This is a genomic window from Kribbella sp. HUAS MG21 (genome assembly GCF_040254265.1).
Taxonomy (GTDB): domain Bacteria; phylum Actinomycetota; class Actinomycetes; order Propionibacteriales; family Kribbellaceae; genus Kribbella.
The window spans coordinates 175,008-193,370 of the sequence record NZ_CP158165.1; the positions used below are offsets into that span (position 1 = coordinate 175,008).

7 protein-coding genes are annotated in these 18,363 nt (G+C 70.6%); 2 read left to right on the forward strand and 5 right to left on the reverse strand.

Annotated elements, in window-relative coordinates; translation table 11 throughout:
- Positions 1 to 5: 5 nt before the first annotated feature.
- Genes ABN611_RS00780 through sbnA form a run of 5 tightly spaced genes read right to left on the reverse strand, consistent with a single transcriptional unit; the run spans position 6 to position 16,136 of the window.
- Positions 6 to 9,041 carry an amino acid adenylation domain-containing protein gene (locus tag ABN611_RS00780; RefSeq protein ID WP_350277771.1) on the reverse strand — a complete coding sequence of 3,012 codons (9,036 nt, stop codon included), beginning with the start codon at positions 9,039 to 9,041 and terminating at the stop codon, positions 6 to 8.
- Positions 9,042 to 13,904 carry an amino acid adenylation domain-containing protein gene (locus ABN611_RS00785; protein WP_350277772.1) on the reverse strand — a complete coding sequence of 1,621 codons (4,863 nt, stop codon included), beginning with the start codon at positions 13,902 to 13,904 and terminating at the stop codon, positions 9,042 to 9,044.
- Between the two features lie 34 nt (positions 13,905 to 13,938).
- Positions 13,939 to 14,133, reverse strand: coding sequence for an MbtH family NRPS accessory protein (locus ABN611_RS00790; protein WP_350277773.1), 195 nt, complete (start codon positions 14,131 to 14,133; stop codon positions 13,939 to 13,941).
- Positions 14,134 to 14,148: 15 nt separating this feature from the next.
- On the reverse strand, positions 14,149 to 15,135 hold the full coding sequence (gene sbnB / locus ABN611_RS00795) for a 2,3-diaminopropionate biosynthesis protein SbnB (protein ID WP_350277774.1): 987 nt from the start codon (positions 15,133 to 15,135) through the stop codon (positions 14,149 to 14,151).
- Positions 15,132 to 16,136, reverse strand: a complete 1,005-nt coding sequence (gene sbnA, locus ABN611_RS00800) for a 2,3-diaminopropionate biosynthesis protein SbnA (protein WP_350277775.1) — start codon at positions 16,134 to 16,136, stop codon at positions 15,132 to 15,134. The genes sbnB and sbnA overlap by 4 nt, the downstream gene beginning before the upstream one ends.
- A 186-nt stretch (positions 16,137 to 16,322) precedes the next feature.
- Here sbnA and ABN611_RS00805 point away from each other — a divergent pair, with 186 nt between their 5' ends.
- Positions 16,323 to 16,604, forward strand: coding sequence for an acyl carrier protein (locus ABN611_RS00805; RefSeq protein WP_350277776.1), 282 nt, complete (start codon positions 16,323 to 16,325; stop codon positions 16,602 to 16,604).
- The gene (locus tag ABN611_RS00810; RefSeq protein ID WP_350277777.1) at positions 16,601 to 18,352 is read left to right on the forward strand and encodes an acyl-CoA dehydrogenase family protein; all 1,752 of its coding nucleotides are present in this window, start codon (positions 16,601 to 16,603) and stop codon (positions 18,350 to 18,352) included. Before ABN611_RS00805 ends, ABN611_RS00810 begins: the two co-directional genes overlap by 4 nt.
- Positions 18,353 to 18,363 lie beyond the last annotated feature (11 nt).

Below are 18,363 nucleotides of genomic sequence, written 5' to 3' on the forward strand. Positions count from 1 at the left end.
TCCTCCTAGATGGATGCCAGGCGCCCGGCGAGGCCCTGGGCGAGGTGCTTGCCGGCGGTCGCGTTCGCCAGCAGGACGAAGCCGTCACCGGACGACACCCGGCAGATCAGGCCGCCGTAGTAGCCGCGCGGTTCGCCGCCGTGGCCGAACCGGACGTCGTCGCCGTCGGTCTCCGCGGTCGCGCCGAGCCCGAACGCGCTGTCCCCGGCCGGGGACAGCATCTGCCGCGCCAGCTCCTTCGACAGCACCGCGCGCGGCCGGCCGAGGTACGACCGCCGGATCTCCAGCGCGAGCGCGGCCAGGTCGCCGGCGGTGGTCCACAGGCCGCCCGACGCGGCGTCGGCGCGGACCCGCCAGCCGCCGTCCAGCGGACCGTCCGGAAGGTGGCCGAGGGCAACAGGCCGTCCCGACGTCAGCGGGAACGACCGGTCGAAGCTCGACCCGTGCATCCCCAGCGGTTCCAGCACGAGCCGCTTGGCCGCGGCGGCGTACGGCTTGCCGGTGACGTCCTCGATCAGCTGCTGCAGGACGACGAAGTTCGCGCCGGCCTTGACGAAGGCCGACCCGGGCTCGTGCTCGCACCGGATCGGCGCGTTGGTCGCCGGCGCTCGCCCGTCGAGCAGGTCCAGCAACGTCGGCACCGGCTGCCCGGGCGCGACACCGCCGCCGGGCGAGACCGTGAAACCGGAGCGGTGACCGAGCAGCTGTCGCAGCGTGACGCGTGGCCGGCCCGGGACCTCCCAGCTGGTCAGGTAGCGGTGGATGTCCTCGTCCAGGTCGAGTTCGCCGTTGTCGACGAGCCGGAGTGCGCCGACCGTGCTGACCAGCTTGCTCACCGAGGCGACGGTGAAGATCGTCTCCGCCGTCACCGGCCGCTGTCCGTCGGCCGCCAGCGAACCCAGCGCCTGGATCTCGGTCAGCTCACCGCCTTCGAGCAAGGCGACGACAGCACCGGGTACGGCGGCCTCGTCCATTGCTGACGGCAACAAGTCGACACCGGGGCCGTACCACCCTGCCGGACGGCCGGTCTGCTCGGCTGCCTTGGCGGCGTCTACTGCTGCTGCCAGGTGGTCGAGCCGGTCGCTGTCGTAGTACATGAACAGTGAGAGCGGCAGGTTCTTCGCCTTGGCCTTGGAGACCGTCTTGACCAGCAGCATCGAGTAGCCGCCCAGCTCGAAGAAGCGGTCCCGGCGGCCGACCCGCGGTACGTCCAGCAGCTTCATCCAGATCTTGGCCAGGATGCGCTCGGTCTCGGTCCGCGGCGGCTCGAACTCCTGCACTGCCTCGGTTGCCGCAGCTTCCGTTGTCTGTGGCCGTTCATCGGCGGCCAGCAGCTCGGTCGTGTCCCACCGGGTGTCCGGTGTGGTCACGATCGCTTCCAGCGCCGTGCGGTACATTCCGGCCATCAGGTCGCCGGCTGACCGGTCCAGCGCCCGCGTGTTCGAGCGGACCACCAGGTAGCCCGGACCGGTCGCGACGGACAGTGGAAACTCCGTCGTCCCGCTGGCCACGCTGTCGTCCAGCCCGTCGATCCCCAGCCCTTCGGTGCGCGCCGTGACGCCGCGGTAGTCCTGGAAGCTGAAGAACACGTCCAGCAGCCGACGCTCGCTGCTGAGCTCCCGCTGGATGACCGGCATCGGGAAGAACCTGTGCGACCACAGCTCCGTCTCGGCCGCGAACGTCCGCGACACCAGGTCCCGCCAGGTGCCGGGCTCCTTGCGCATCGGAACCGGCAGCATGTTGAGGTGCATGCCGTAGACGCGTTCGGCACCTTCGACCGCAGGCCTGATGTGACTGGTCAGGCCGCTGTGGAACTCCTCGTGGCCGGTCAGTGCACTCAGCACCGCGAGGTGTGCGGCGAACAGCACGCTCTTCAGCGACGTACCCGTCTCGGTCGCCACACCTCGCAGCTGCTGCTCCAGGTCGTCGTAGCGAACCTCCACCCGGTACGGCGTGCGCTCCGCCGACTCGTCGCCCTTCCAGCCGGAGGGGATCGTGAACTTCGGCAGCGCGGCCACCTGTGCCCAGTACTCGCGGTCGGCAACGGAGTCGAGTGCCGCCAGCTCACCGGCGATCGCGTCCGCGAACCGTACCGGCGGGGCCTGCCACGGCTCCTGGTCCTGGCCGTCGCGGAAGCGTACGTAGTACTCGAGCAGCTCGGTCACCAGCGCGTGGTGGCTCCAGCCTTCGAGGATCACGTGGTTCTGCGTCACCGTGGCTTGCCAGCTCAGCTCGTCCAGCTGGTGTACTGCGAACCGCAGCAACGGCGGCCGCGCCTGGTCGAAGTGCGTCGCCTGCTCCTCTGTCTGGAACCCGGCGATCGCCTGCCGCTGGATGTTCTCCGGCAGCGCGGACAGGTCCACGTACGTCAGCGGTACGTCGGCTGTCGCGTGGACCAGCTGCATCGGGACGGAGTACGTCTCCAGGTCGACAGCGGTCCGCAGTACCTCGTGCCGCTCGATCAGCAACGCCAGCGCTTGCCGAAGAGCCTCCACCGACAGAGGCTTCTCGTCGGTCAGCCGGGTGGAGACCACGTTGTGGTAGGCACGCGGCGTGGTGCTGGACAGCAGCTCGACCATCATCCCGGTCTGCGCCTCGGACAGCGGATACGCGTCGACCACGCCGGCCGGGACCAGTGCACGGTCCGCCTCGACGACAAGCGCGAACGGCTCCACCGAGCGCGCCGCCTCCACAGCAGGTCGGCCGGTGAGCTTCTCCGCCAGCACGGCAACGGTCCGGGCCTCGAACACGTCCTGCACGCCGGCGTCCAGTCCGGCACGCCGCAGCCCGCCGACGACCGACACCGCGCTGATCGAGTCGCCGCCCAGCTCGAAGAAGCTGTCCAGTACGCCGACCCGCTCGATGCCGAGCGCCCGCTGCCAGACCGCGACGATCTCCTTCTCGGTCTCGGACCGCGGCGCGACGTACTCGACCGCGGTAGCCGTGTACTCCGGCGCCGGAAGGGCGGCCCGGTTCAGCTTCCCGCTCGCGGTCAGCGGCAGCGCTCCCAGTACGACGAACGCGGCCGGGACCATGTACTCCGGTAGCTGTGTCGCGACGACCGCCCGCACTTCGTCCAGGTCGAGCGGACCGGACGGCACGACGTACGCGACCAGCTTGCGGTCACCGGGCCGGTCCTCGCGGGCGATCACCGCGACATGCGCAACCGCGTCGTGCTTCCGGACCGCTGCCTCGACCTCGCCCAGTTCGATCCGGTAGCCATGGATCTTCACCTGGTCGTCGACGCGCGTCGGACAGGTCAGGGTGCCGTCCGCGTTCCAGGCGGCCAGGTCTCCGGTGCGGTACATCCGCTCGCCGGGCGGTCCCCACGGACAGGCGACGAACTTGGCGGCGGTCAGGTCGGACCGGTTGTGGTAGCCGCGGGCGACCTGCGGTCCGGCGACGTACAGCTCGCCGACCACACCGACCGGCGCCGGTTGCAGGTTCGCGTCCAGCACGTAGACGCGGACGTTCGGCATCGGACAGCCGATCGTGACCGGTCCGGCCGGGAGCTGCTCGCCGGGCCGGTAGGTCAGCCCGGTCACCGCGACCGTCGTCTCGGTCGGACCGTACTCGTTGATCAGGGCAACGTTCGGGTGCAGGGCCCGCCAAGCCTCGGCCGCCTCGCCGACGAGGGGCTCGCCACCGGTCATCAGCTGCAGCGAGGGCGACCAGTCGGCGGACAGCTCGGTCAGCAACGTCAGGTGGCTCGGTGTCACCTTTACGAAGGCAGGCTTGGCCGGCGGTGCGTCCTCGGTGCCGTCGAGCGCTCCGAGGATCGCCGTACCCCCGGAGGCGAGCGGACCCCACAGGGCGTTGACGGTCAGGTCGAACGAGGCGGAGCCGTGCAGCAACGAGGAGGTGGCGAGGCCGTCGCACTCCTCGGCGCAGAACGCGAGGTAGTTCGCGACCTGGCGGTGCTCGAGCACGGCGCCCTTCGGACGGCCTGTCGAGCCGGACGTGTAGATGACGTAGATCGCGTTCTCCCGGCGCAGTGGGGCGATCCGGTCCGCGTCCGTGACCGGCGCACCGGACTGGCCGCTGGCCGTCGTGCTGTCGAGCAGCAGGACCGGTACGTCGCCGGCCGGTACGTCGACGCCCGCCGCCGTCACCATCAGCACCGGTCCGGAGTCGGCCAGGACGAACTCGACGCGATCACGCGGGTTGTCCGGGTCGATCGGCACGTAGGTACCGCCGGCCTTCACCACTGCGAGCAGGGCGACGATCAGCTCGACCGATCGAGGAAGGGCGACCGCGACCCTGGACTCCGGTCCGACACCGCGCTCGATCAGTACCCTGGCCAGCTGGTTCGCCCGCTGGTCCAGCTCGCCGTACGTCAGCTCCAGGCCGTGGTCCACGACTGCCGGACGGTCAGGTGTCCGTGCGACCGAGGCGTCGATCAGATCGGGCAGGATCGCGGGTAGTTCGGAACGCACGCGGCCCTCGGCGAACGTCTCGAGGACCAGGCTTTCCTCGTCCGCCGACAGGTGCGCCAGCCGGGCGTCGCCTTCGGGATCGGCGGCCATGGCTTCCAGCACCGAGCGGTACAGCCCGGCCAGGCGCTCGGCGTTGTCGATGCCGATGACGCCGGAGTCCGCGGTCAGGATGATGTAGCCACCGCGCGACGACACCGTCAGCGGCACCTCGGTGATGCTCTCGTTCTGCAGGCTCGTCCGCCGGGCCGCGACGACCGGCATGTCGTCCGTCGACTCGTAGGTCTCACCGGCGTACGGGTCGACCAGGTTGTCGTCGAGCTGCCGGAAGTCCTGGTAGTTGAAGAAAACGTTGATCAGCCGGCGGCCCGCGTCGCGCTGGATCTGCGGCATCGGGTACCGGCGGTGCGGCCACAGCTCCCGCTCCCGGGCGAAGGTCTGCTCGACCAGCTCCCGCCAGGTCCGGGCACCGCGGTCGACCGGGAACGGCAACGTGTTCAGGTACATGCCGTGCACCTGGTCCGCGCCCTTCGCCTCGGGACGGGCGTCACAGACCAGACCGGTCGTGAACGCGGACTCGGCGCTCAGCAGGCTCATGACCTTGATGTGCGCGGCCAGCATCACCGACTTCAGCGATGCGTCGGCCGCAGTCGCCAGCGCACGCAGCCCGTCCTCGAGGTCGATCGTGCGCGCACCGGCGTACAACGCGTGCGGCTCGCCCTCCTCGCCCCAGCCGGCCGGGAGCTCGACCGGCTCGTAGCTGGTCGCGACGTCGAGCCAGTACGCCTTGTCGTCGGCCGACGCGAGCGACTCCAGTTCGGCCGCCACGAAGTCGGCGTACCGCACCTTCGGCGGCACGTAGGGCTCCGGCTCGTTGCCGGACCGGATCGCGCGGTAGGTGGTGACCAGCTCCATCAGCAGCGAGTGGTAGCTCCAGCCCTCCGACACTGCGTGGCACTCCGTGCTGGTGAGCCACCAGGCGTCGGTCTGCCCGGTGGTGTGTACGTGGAAGCGCAGCAATGCCGGCGCGGACAGGTCGAACGGCCTGGCTCGTTCGGCAGCGCGGAACTCGCGGAGTGCGCTGTCAACGTCAGCCGAGCCGAGTGCGGTCATTCCGATCGGCAGCGCCGCCTTTGCGTGCACCAACTGCAGCGGACGGGAGTAGCTACCGAGGTCGATCGACGTGCGCAGGTTCTCGTGGCGGGTCAACAGCAGGTCAGCTGCGCGCTGCAGCGCCGACAGGTCGAACGGCTGGTCGTCCAGGATCCGGTGCGACGTGGTGTTGTGGTAGTGCGCCTGCTCCGCCCCGGCAAGCATCTCGGCGACCATGCCGGTCTGCGCCTGCGACAACGGGTAGGCGTCCGTGACCCCGGCCGGCAGCGCAGCGCGGTCCTCCTCGGCGATGAGCGCGAACGGCGCGACGAACGTCTCCTCCTTCGCCGCACGCCCGGTCAGCTTCTCCGCCAGCGCAGCGACCGTGCGGTACTCGAAGACGTCCCAGACGGCGACGTCGACACCTGTCTCGCGCAGCGCACCGACAACGGCCACCGCACTCAGCGAGTCACCGCCGAGCTCGAAGAAGCTCGTGTGGACGTCGATCTCCTCGACCCCGAGCACCCGGGACCAGATCGCGGCCAACTGCTCCTCGGTCGTCGTACGCGCCGTCACCTTCGCCGCGTCCACCACGTCCACCGCGGCAGCAGCAGTGCCCGGCTCGGGCAGGGCCCGCAGGTCGGTCTTGCCGTTCTCCGTCAGCGGGATCGCGTCCAGTACGACGAACGCCGCCGGCACCATGTACTCCGGCAGCCACTCCTCGGCATGCGCCTTCAGTACGGCGGTGTCCGCGGACGTCACGACGTACGCGACCAGGCGCTTGTCACCGGACGGGGTGTCGCGGGCGACCACGATCGCCTGGCTGACGGCCGGGTGCCGCAGCAGGGTGCTCTCGATCTCGCCCAGCTCGATCCGGTAGCCGTGGATCTTGACCTGGTTGTCCACGCGGCTCGGGCAGGTCAGGGTGCCGTCGGAGTCCCACGCCGCCAGGTCGCCGGTGCGGTACATGCGTTCGCCCGGCGCCCACGGGCAGGCGACGAACTTCTCCGCGGTCAGGTCCGGGCGGTTGAGGTAGCCGCGGGTTACGCAGTCCCCCACCACGTACAGCTCGCCGACCACACCGATCGGGGCCGGACGCAGGAACGCGTCCAGAACCAGCACTCGCGAGTTGGGCATCGGTTTGCCGATGGCGAGACCACCTGTCGGCAGCTCGTCGTCCGGCTCGATCCGCAACGCCGTACAGCCCACAGTCGTCTCGGTCGGTCCGTACTCGTTGATGACGGCAACACCAGGGTGCTTGGCCCGCCACGCGTCCACGGCCTCGCCGGTCAGCGCCTCGCCACCGGTCATCAGTACGTCGGTCGGTGAGAACTCGTCCGGTAGCTCCACCAGGAACGGCAGGTGGCTCGGCGTGACCTTGACGAACGTCGGCGCCGTCTCCGGTCCCGGCCGGCTGCCGTCGAGCGAGCCGATCACCACCTGGCCGCCTAGCACCAGCGGACCCCACAGCGCGTTCACCGTCAGATCGAAGGACACCGACGAGTGCAACAGCGAGGAGCCCGCCAGACCGTCGTACTCGCCCGCACACCAGGCCAGGTAGTTGGACAACTGCCGGTGCTCGACTACGACGCCCTTCGGCCGACCCGTGGAGCCGGACGTGTAGATCAGGTACGCCGGGTTGCCGGGACCTGCGGTGCTGCCGAGGTCGTGGTCCGGGTAGCCGGCGAAGCGGGCGTGGTAGTCGACCGCCACCGCCGGTGCGCCGGACGCGGGCAGGCCGGAGGTGGACGCGCCGGACACCAGGACCAGGTCGGGGTCGGAGTCCTCGAGGATGAAGGCATTCCGGTCCGCTGGATACTCCGGGTCGATCGGCACGTAGGCGGCTCCGGCCTTCAGCACGGCCAGCACCGCGACGATGAGGTCCGCCGACCGTGGGATCGCCACCGCGACCCGCGACTCCGGGCCGACGCCTTCGTCGACGAGGAACCGGGCGATGCGGTTCGCCCGCGCGTTGAGTTCGCCGTACGTCAGCTGGGTCGTCCCGTCGACGACGGCGATCGCGGACGCCTTGCGTTGCGCCACCTGCTCGTGGACCGGCAGCGTCAGCTCGAGCTCACCGCCGCACGCGAACGTCTGGGTCAGCTCCTCCAGCTCGTCCGCGGTGAACATCTCCAGCGCCGACTGCGGCCGGTCCGGCGCCGCCACGCCCTCGGCCAGCAGCCGGATGAAGTGGCCGGCCATCCGGCGCGCGGTGGACTCGTCGAACAGCGCCGTCGCATAGGTGAGGACGCCGTCCAGCGCACCGTCGACGGTCTCGGTCAGCTTCAGGTTCAGGTCGAACTTGGCCACCGTGAACCCGGTCCGCACCGGCTCGGCGACCAGCTTGCCGAGCGTGACAGCTCCGGGAGGTGCCTGCCGTACGACGAAGGCCACCTGGAACAGCGGCGAGCGCGACATGTCCCGCTCCGGCTGCAGCTCGTCCACCAGCTTCGCGAACGGCACGGTCTGGTGGTCGTGCGCGTCCAGCACCCGCGCACGCGTCTCACGGACCAGGTCCGCGAACGTGGGGTCGCCCTGCCAGCGGCTGCGGATCACCAGACTGTTGATGCCGTACCCGATCATCCGCTGCAGCTCCGGGCGGGTCCGCCCGGACACCACGGTGCCGACCGCAACGTCCTGCTCACCGGTGTAGCGCGCCAGCATCAGCTGGTACGCCGTCAGCATCACCACGAACGGCGTGGTGTCGAACTTCGCCGCCAACGCCCGCACGCGATCCGCCAAGCCGTCCGGGAGCTCGAACGGCAGGTCCGCACCCGCAGTACTGCGGACAGCCGGGCGCGGCCGGTCGGTCGGCAGCTCGACCGGGCGGATGCCCTCCAGCTGCTTCCGCCACCACTCCAGCTCGCCGTTCAGGTCCTGGCTGCGCTGCCAGGCGGCGAAGTCGGCGTACTGCAGCGGCAGCTGCACCAGTGACGGCGCAACGCCTGCGGAGTGCGCGCCGTACAGCTCGGCCAGCTCTTCCGACAACAGCTCGGTCGACCACGCGTCCCCGGCGATGTGGTGCAGGACCACGATCAGCAGGTGGTCGTCGGCCGCTGCGCGCACCAGTGTCGCTCTGGCGGGCCACTCGCGTTCCAGGTCGAAGCCTGTCGCGGTCTGCTCGCGCAGTACTGCGGCCAGCGCCGCCTCGCGATCACCGGCCTCTGTGAGCTCTACCAGTCGCAGGCCCGGGCCAGGCCCTTGGTCGACCACCTGGACCGGCTGGTCGTTGTGGAGCTCGTAGCGGGTGCGCAGGATCTCGTGCCGTGCCAGCAGATCGGCCCAGGCCCGCTGCAGCGCGTCCAGGTCGAGCAGTCCGCGGGTCCGCAGCGCGGCCGGCAGCAGGTACTCCGAGCTGTCGGTGTCGAGCCGGTTCAGGAACCACATCTGCTGCTGCCCGAACGACAGCGGCAACTGCCGGCTCCGGTCGGCCTGGGGAATGCCCGTCCGCCGGCCGCGACCGGCACCAGCCAGCCGTCGGCGCAGCAGTTCGTCGCGGGCGTCTGTGGTGCTCACCTAGTTCTCCTCGGCGGTGGCGGCTAGGACTTCGTGGTCGGGGAGCGCGTCGATCTCGGCGCGGATCAGCGCCTCGACCGCGGCGGCCAGTTCGGCCACGGTCGGCTGCTCGAAGATCGCGCGCACCGGCAGGTCGACCTCGAACACGGACTGCAGGCGGGCGATCAGGCGGATCGCCAGGATCGAGTTCCCGCCGCTGCGGAAGAAGTTCTGCCGGACGCCGACGTCCTGGCCGAGCAGCTCGGTCCAGATCTCGGCGATCCGCTCCTCGACGACGGTCGCCGGCGGCACCAGGTGCTCCGCCGCCGCCTGCTCGGGCGCGGGCAGCGCGGACCGGTCGAGCTTGCCGTTGGCGTTCAACGGCAGGCGGTCCAGCGGCACGAACGCCGCCGGCACCAGGTAGCCGGGCAGCACGCGGCCGGCGTGGTCCGCGAGCTCGTCCGCGGTCGCCGTACCGACGTAGTACGCGACCAGGCGCAGATCGCCCGGACGGTCCTCGCGGGCGATCACGACCGCGTCGCCGACCCCGGAGTGGCCGACCAGCACGAGCTGGATCTCCTCGGGCTCGATCCGGTGGCCGCGGACCTTCACCTGGTGGTCGGTGCGGCCGAGGAACTCCACGGTGCCGTCGGTACGACGCCGCACCAGGTCACCGGTGCGGTACAGCCGTCCTGGACCGAAGGGGTTCGGCAGGAAGCGTTCCGCGGTCAGCTCGGGCCGGTTGACGTAGCCGCGAGCCACGCCGGTACCACCGACGTAAAGCTCGCCGACCACGCCTAGCGGGACCGGACGGCGATCGGCGTCGAGGACGTACATGGTCAGGTTCGGCAGCGGCTTGCCGATCGGGAGCACGTCCGACTGCTCGGCCGCGGGCACCTCGTAGATCGACGTACCCACCGACGCCTCCGTCGGGCCGTACTCGTTGATGATCCGCGTGTCCGGTGCCAGCGAGCGCCAGGCCTCCAGGACGCGGCGCGTGAACGGTTCGCCGGCGACGACCAGGACCTCGGCGAGGTCGGCGGCCTGGTCTGCACTGAGCTGCGTGGTCAGGATCTCCAGGTGCGACGGCGTCAGCTTCACGAAGCTGTACGGCGCATGCGCCGCCAGCTCGCGTCCCAGGTCGGCGAGGTCCAGGTCCGCGGGCAGCAGGTGCACGGTCTGACCTGCGATCAGCGGGGCCCACAGGTTCGGTACGCCGAGGTCGAACGCCACCGACGAGAACACCGGTGCCCCACCGCTGCCGGCACCGCACAGCTCACGGGCCGCCCAGTCGAGGTGGTTGACGAGACCGCGATGCGGCACCGCAACGCCCTTCGGCTGACCGGTGCTGCCGGAGGTGTAGATCACGTACGCCAGCTCGTCCAGGTCGTGCTCCAGCTCCGGCGCCTCGGCCAGCCGCGCCGCAATCGCCTCAGCATGAGCGTCGACCAGTACGACGCCGTCCGCGGTGCTGCGGCCGCTGGAGGTGACCAAAGCCTTCACCTCAGCGTCCTGGCAGACGAACGCGACCCGGTCCGCAGGAGTGTCCGGATCGATCGGCAGGTACGCCGCACCGGCCTTCCACGCGGCCAGCATCGCCGTCGGCAGCCAGGGCCCGCGGTCGAGCAGTACGCCGACCACATCTCCCTGCACCACTCCCAGCGCACGCAGGTGCTGCGCAAGCCGGTTGGCGTTCGCCTCCAGCTCGCCGTACGTCGTGCCCCTCGGCGACACGGCGATCGCGTGCGGGGTCGCGGCCGCCTGCGCCTCGAACCGCTGCAGCGTGGTCAGAGCAGGCACCTCCAGCGTCGTCGCGTTCCAGCCGTGGATCAGCTGGTCGCGCTCCTCGACACTCAGTACGTCGGCCGCACCGAGCGTCGTGGCAGGGTCGGCGACCATTGCTTCGAGCAGCCGCACGAAGGCGTCAGTGATGCGCTGCACGGTCGCGCGCTCGAACAGACTGGTCGCGTACTCCATTGCCCCCAGCAACGACCCGTCGGCGAGGCGGCGCATGTTCAGGGTCAGGTCCGTCTTCGCGACCTGGAGCGCCGGCTGGACGGCGGCCAGGTCCTCGAGGTCCCCCTCGGCGCCGGAGAAGCCGGTGCCGTGGAAGTCGAAGGCGGCCTGGTACAGCGGCGTCCGGGACAGGTCGCGATCGGGAGCCAGGTCGTCGACGAGCCGGTCGAACGGCAGGCCGGCGTGGCTGAACGCGTCCTCGCAGACCGGGCGGACACGCTCCAACGCGTCCTCGAACGACAGGTCAGCGTCCAGACGGCACCGCAGTACCACGGTGTTGAGGAAGAAGCCGACCAGCTTCTCCAGCTGTGGCAGGTCCCGCCCGGCAACCGGTGCGCCGACCGCCACGTCCCAGGTCCCCGTGAAGCGTGCAAGCGTGGCCGCATAGGCGGTCAGCAGCGTGCTGAACGGAGTACACCCGTGTGAGCGGCCCAGCTGGTCCAGCCGCTCGGCCAGCTCGCCGGCGACGCTGAACGTCACCATGGCGCCGTGCGGGTCGCGGACCGGCGGGCGTGGCTTGTCGATCGGCAGTTCGAGCGGCTCGCTGCCGTCCAACGCCGTCCGCCAGTGCGCGAGCTCCTTGGCGACGAGCTCCTCAGTCAGGTTGCGCTGCTGCCAGACCGCATAGTCGGCGTACTGCACCTCCAGCGGCTCCAGCGTCTCGCCGGCCAGCAGCCGGTCGAACTCGTCAGCCAGGACCGAGGCGGACCAACCATCGGTGGCGATGTGGTGAATGGCCAGCACGAGCACGTCCTGCGTACTGGTGCTGGCGTAGAGCGCCCGCACTACCGGACCGGTCTGCAGGTCGAAGCCCTCTCCCAGATGGTCGATCAGTACGTCGGTCAGCTCGTCGTCGGCCACGTCGACGATGCGCAGGTCCACAGGACCCGGTGCGTCGATCACCTGCGTGGGCTCGCCGTCCACGACCAGGTAGCGCGTCCGCAGCGTCTCGTGCCGAGCGACCAGTGCGTCGAGCGCCTCCTGTACCTGCGCGGTGCCGGTACCAGTCGGGACCCGCAGGAACGTCGGCGCGACCCACTCGTGGCTGCGCGTGTCCAGCTGTTCCATGAACCAGAGCCGCCGCTGACTCGCCGACAACGGCAGCGGCTGCGACCGGTCTGCAACTGTCAGCTCGGTGCCGTCATCGAGTACGTCGGCCAGCATCGCGGCCTGCGCTTCGACCGTGGTGGCACGCAGCAGACCACGCAACTGGATGTCCTTCCCGGCCGCAGCACGCAGCCGGTTGGCCAGCCGCGTCAGCACGAGCGACGTACCGCCCAGCTCGAAGAAGTTGTCGTGGGCGCCGACCCGTTCCACGCCGAGCAGTTGCTGCCACAGGTCCGCGACCAGTTGCTCGGCCGTGGTCCGCGGCGCGACGTACTCCGCGCCCAGGAACGGATCCGGCAGCGCCGCCTTGTCGACCTTGCCGTGTGCGGTCAGCGGGAACGACTCCACCCGCACGAAGAGTGCCGGTACGTGGGTCTCGGGCAGCCGGTCGAGGAGGTGGCTGCGCAGCTCGTCCGTCGAGGCAGCCTGGACGTAGGCAACGAGTTGCGTCGTACCGTCCGGCCTGTTCTTGGCCACGACGACTGCCGCCGTCACGTGCGGGTGCGCGGTCAAAGCCGCCTCGATCTCGGCCGGCTCGATGCGGACGCCGTTCACCTTCACCTGGTCGTCGGTGCGGCCGACGTACTCGAGGTTGCCGTCCTCGCGCCACCGCACGAGGTCACCCGTCCGGTACAGCCGCCAGCCGTCCTTGCCGAACGGGTCCGGCACGAACCGCTCCGCCGTCAGCCCCGGCCGGTTCAGGTAGCCGCGGGCAACGCCAACACCGCCTGCGTGCAGCTCACCGACCACACCGACGGGTACCGGCGCCCCGGTGTTGGGGTCGAGCACCAGCACGCGCATGCCGTTGATCGGGCGTCCGATCGACACCGGCCCGCTCGTCTGCTCCGGATCGAACCTGTACGCCGTGACGTCGATCGAGCACTCCGTCGGGCCGTAGGTGTTCCACAACTCCACGTCGGTGCACTTGAGCAGCCGCTGGGCCAGCTCCGCGTGCAGCGGCTCACCCGCGCACGACACGAGGCGCAGCGAACCGCTCTGGTCCCAGCCAGGCTCCTCGACCAGTAAGCGCAGTACCGACGGAACCACCTGCAGCACAGTGATCTTCTGCGTCGTCACCGCGTTGAGCAGTGCGGCCGCGTCCCGCTCGGAGTCCTTCGGCGCCAGAACCACTGTGCCGCCGCTGACCAGCGGACCGAAGAACTCCCACACCGCTGCGTCGAACGTGATCCGCGTCTTCTGCAGCACGCGGTCCTGCTCCCCCAGCCGCTGTGCGTCCACCGCCCACTGCACGCGGTTCGCGATGCCCGCATGCGTGATGACGACACCCTTGGGCGTGCCGGTGCTGCCGGACGTGTACATGACGTACGCCGCGGACTCGGTCGGCGGCTCCACGATCGGCGCGACCGGTCGGTCCTTGTCGACCAGCGCCGGGTCGATCACCGGCCGCTCGAAGACGTCCGCGAGCGCCGCCTCTGCTACGACGACCTGTGCAGCCGCGTCGCCGGCGAGCCACTGCAGGCGTGCCTTCGGGAAGTCCGGGTCGAGTGTGACGAACGCGGCCCCGGTCCGCCACACCGCCAGCAGCGCGACCACCAGGTCGAAGCTCCGCTGCAGGGCGATGCCGACGACCGCCTCCGGGCCGGCGCCGTTCTCGCGCAGCAGGTGCGCCAGCCGCCCGGCGCGCGCGTCCAGCTCGGCGTACGTGAGTTCGCGGGCGCCGTCGACGACGGCCACGGAGTCCGGGGACGTCGCCGCCCGCTCGGCCACGCGGGCAGGGATCAGGACATGCTCGGCAGTCATGGGCATTCTCCAGCGGTTCGTGCGGTGGGAGGTGTCAGGAGGCTGAGCGGCGCAGGCTCAGCGGGCGGAGGTCGGTCCAGGTCGCGTCGACGTGGGCCAGGCACGCGGCCCGGTCCCCGGCGAACCCGGCCGCGGTCCAGCCCTTCGGCAGCGGTACGCCGGCCGCGAGGATCGAGTACTGCTCCTCGGCGTTGCGGACCACCCGGTAGCTGTCGGTTGCTTCAGGCATCGGATCCTCCGGCGGTCAGGACGGCACGAAGCCGTCGAAGGTGGCGCCGAGGCCGCGCTCCTCGGCGACCGTGCGGACGTGGTCGGCCAGCGCGATGTCCAGCACGCCGAGACCGAACGGCGAGTACACGACGAGCTCGTCCGGCCGGCGTTCGAGGGTCGCCGTACCGCGCAGCAGCGCGCCGATCGGGGCGTCGATGAACGACCGGCCGCCGGTCTGCCGCTCGGCCAGGTAGAGCGACGTACCCTCCCGGCAGACGTGCTCGGCGTCGTCCACCACGTTGCGTGCGGCAACGATCGCGTCCGCGGTGAGGTCGCGCAGCGAGATGTGCAGGACGACCGCTCCGGGGCGGCAGGCCGACAGGTCGGTGTGCGGCTCGATCGCGGTGGTGGCGAAGCTGATCAGCGGCTGCGCCGCGAGCGCCTCGTCCAGCGTCCCGACCACCTTGGCCCGGACCGCCTTGATCTCCTGGCACTTCGCGGCGAAGGACTCGGCGCGGTTCCGGTCGAGGTCGAAGACCGTGATCTCCTCGATGCTCGGCAGCGCCACGGTCAGGAAGCGGAAGATCTCCAGGTTGATCACGCCGGTACCGACCAGGCTGACACCCGACGGCGGCCCGCCGACCAGTTCCTGTGCGGCCACAGCGGCGCTCGCCGCGGTCCGGCGGGCCGAGATCTGCGATCCCTCGACCAGCGCCTCCGGGTGCCCGTTCTCCAGCGAGTTCAGCAGGATCGCCGCGCTCGCCCGCTCCAGACCGCGCTGCACGTTGCCCGGGAACGACGCGATCCACTTCATGCCCGCGACCGGCTTGTCACCACCGGCGTACGCCGGCAGCCCGATGATCCGGTTGGTACGGTCGCCGGGGAACCGCAGGAAGACCGAGTGCGGGACGGCGGACTGCCCCTCGTCGTGCAGCCGGTATGCCCGGCGCACGACATCGAGAGTCTCGGACTCGTGGCCGGCCAGGACCTGCCGGACGTCCGCGTGGCCAAGGATTCTCATACCGGCACGCTCATTTCAGTGGGTTCCTTCCACAGGTGGGACACATCGCCGAAGGTGCGCCGCACCCAGGCGTCGGAGTACACGGTGTCGACGTAGCGGTCCCCGCCGTCGGGGAAGATCAGCGCCACGTTCGACCCGGCCGGGATCCGGGCCGAGAACTTCTCCAGCGCGGCCACGGTCGCGCCGGACGAGCCGCCGGCGAGGATGGCTTCGGACATGAGCAGCCGCCGGCAGGCCGCGACCGACTCCAGGTCCGAGACGTGTACGACGTCATCGGCCAGGGACAGGTCGGCGAGCGGCGGCCGGACGGACGCGCCGTGACCGGGCAGCAGCCGGGGCGCGGCCGGGCGTCCGAAGATGACACTGCCGACCGCGTCCACCCCGACGACCGTGGTCCGCAGGCCGCGTTCGCGGATGTAGTCGGCACAGCCGCGCAGCGTGCCGAACGTACTGACCGACGCGAACAGGTAGTCGACATCGCCTTGCAGGCACTCGTCGATCTCGCGCATGGTCTCGCGGTGCGCGGCCGGGTTCATCGGGTTGGCGTACTGGTTCGGCCAGAACACGTTCGGGACGGTCGCGGCCAGCTCGCGGACCCGGCGCTGCCGGGCGCCCAGCAGGCCGCCGACCGGATCGGGCTCGGTCACCACCTCGACCTCGGCCTGGAACGCGTCCAGGATCGCGAGGTTGCGCCGCGTGGTGTTCGAGTCCACCACGCAGATGAAGCGCAGGTCGTGGTACCGGCAGATCTGCGCCAGCCCGATCGCCAGGTTGCCGGAGCTCGACTCGACGACCACCGACCGGCCCGGCACCAGGTCGCCGGAGCGCAGCGCCGCGCGCACCATGCTGTCCGCGGTGCGGTCCTTGATGCTGCCGCTCGGGTTGAACCGCTCGAGTTTCGCGAACACCCGCGAACCGAGCCGGGGCAGCAGCTTGCGCAGCTCCACCAGCGGGGTGTCACCGATGCTCTCGAGCACACTCGGGAGCACGTGCCGCGTCATACCGCCACCGCCGGCTCCGGGTTGTTGCCATCAGGAGGATTCGCCACGCTCCGAGGCTCGCCCGGGCCGCCATACCGCCCCTATACCGTGCCTCCGCGCGCGGGCCCGGGCCGGTTATCGCGGGAATATAGGTGCGCTCTGGATCGTGGCGTGGGTCGAATCCGCTGCCGGAGAAGGAGTACGGACGTGTCCCAGGTAGAAGAGAGTCCGGTCGCCGGCCGGAACGTCACGAGCGACGAGGTCACCGAGTTCCTCCGTGCCCGGGTGGCGACGATGGTCGGGCTGCCCGCCGCCGACGTCGACCCGACCGCCCCGCTGCCGTCGATCGGCGTCGACTCGGTGCACGCGATGGAACTGGTCGCCGACCTCGAGGAGTGGCTCGGCATCGAGGTGCCCGACCAGCTCGCCTGGTCGTACCCGACCATCGCGCTGATCTCCGGGCAGCTCGCGACCGGATCGCCGGCGTGACCGCGGCCGGCCTGCTCACCGGGCCCCGGCCGACCGCCGGCCGGAGCTCGGTGCACGCGACCGCGGAGGACTTCGAGGCGTTCCTCGGCGACCCGCGCAGCCGCGCCGCCCGGATCTCGTTCGCGACCGAACTCGAGTACGACGAGGCGGAGGAGCGCTCCGTCCCCGCGTTCGAGGCCTTGGCCGAGTGGGGCTACCCGGAGCACTACGTGCCCGCGGCCGCGGGCGGCCGGTTCCACGACATGGAGCGGATGTTCGCCCTGATCCGCAGCCTGGCCCGCCGCGACATGACCCCGGCGCTCAGCTCCGGCGCGACGTTCCTCGGTGCGATGCCGGTCTGGGGCTGGGGCTCCGACGAGCAGCGGGCGCGCGTGGCCGAGCTCGTGCTGAACGGCGGCACCGGGGCCTTCGGCCTCTCCGAGGCGGAGCACGGCTGCGACGTCGTCGCCGGTGAGGTGCAGGCCGTCGCGGACGGAACGCAGTACCTGCTCTCGGGGACGAAGTGGCCGATCGGCAACGGCATCCGCAGTACGTTCGCGACCGTGTTCGCTCGCACGGGTACGGCGGGGCCGCGGGCGTTCTCGGCCTTCCTGGTGGACAAGGAGCGGCTGGACCCACTGCGCTGGTCGACCGAGCCGCGGGTCCGCACCCTCGGCCTGCGCGGGGCGGACGTCTCGGGGATCACCCTCGACGCCTGCCCGGTTCCGGCGACCGCACTGATCGGCGGCAAGGGGCGCGGGATGGAGGAGGCGATCAAGACCCTCCAGATCAGCCGGACCCTGGTCACCGCGATGTCCCTCGGCGTTGCCGACACCGGGCTGCGCACCACGCTCGACCACATCCGCAGCCGGCGCCTCTACGGTCGCACGGTGCACGACATCCAGGTCATCCGTGAACAGGTCCTGGCGGCGTACGTCGACCTCCTCGTCGCCGAGTGCGCCTCCGCACCGACGGTCCGCGCGATCTCCGCGGCACCGGAGCGCCTGCCGCTGTGGTCGTCGGTGACGAAGTACCTGGTCCCGGGGCTCGTCGACGAAGTACTGAACAGCCTTGGCTCGGTGCTGGCCGCACGGCACTTCCTCCGGGAGGGTGTGAACGACGGCATCTTCCAGAAGGTGCTGCGCGACAACCGGATCGTCAGCATCTTCGAAGGCACCAGCCACGTCCACCAGCACGTGGTGGCGACGCAGCTGCCCTCACTGATCGCAGAGCATCGGTACGACGAGACGCTGCTGCAGACGCTGCACGACCACGTGTGGGAGCCGCCGGAGTGGGACCTGCGCTTCGACCGCTTCAAGCTGACGAACGGCGGTATCGACGAGATCACCCAGAGCCTGCCTGCTGTCGTGGCGGAGCTCCCGGCCGGCACGCTGCGGACCGTCGCCGAGCAGATGCTGGAGGTCCGGACGAAGCTGTACGACGACATCCGCGACCTGGTGCGCGTGGGCAACGACCTGCACGCCAGCTCCCGCGGCTTCACCCTCGCCCGCCGGCACTGCCTGCTGCACGCCGCGGCCGCCTGCCTGCACACGTGGAACGCGAACAAGCAGTACGGCGGCTTCGTCGCCCGGCCCGAGTGGGTCGTGCTGGCACTGCAGCGCATCCTCACGCGGCTGCGGCCGGAGCAGGAGCTGGACGCCGACAGCCTCGCCGTGGTCGAGGCGGAGATGCTCCGCTGCTGGGAGGACGAGCAGCTGTTCTCCCTCGTCCCGCTGCAGCTCGGCACCACCCCGGACGACCGAACCTGAAAGGAACGATC

What these genes read in the sequence shown, in the direction of transcription:
- ABN611_RS00785 (WP_350277772.1), bottom strand. Translation starts at nt 13,904, where the DNA reads ATGACTGCCGAGCATGTCCTGATCCCTGCCCGCGTGGCCGAGCGGGCG.
- ABN611_RS00790 (WP_350277773.1), bottom strand. Translation starts at nt 14,133, where the DNA reads ATGCCTGAAGCAACCGACAGCTACCGGGTGGTCCGCAACGCCGAGGAG.
- sbnB (WP_350277774.1), bottom strand. Translation starts at nt 15,135, where the DNA reads ATGAGAATCCTTGGCCACGCGGACGTCCGGCAGGTCCTGGCCGGCCAC.
- sbnA (WP_350277775.1), bottom strand. Translation starts at nt 16,136, where the DNA reads ATGACGCGGCACGTGCTCCCGAGTGTGCTCGAGAGCATCGGTGACACC.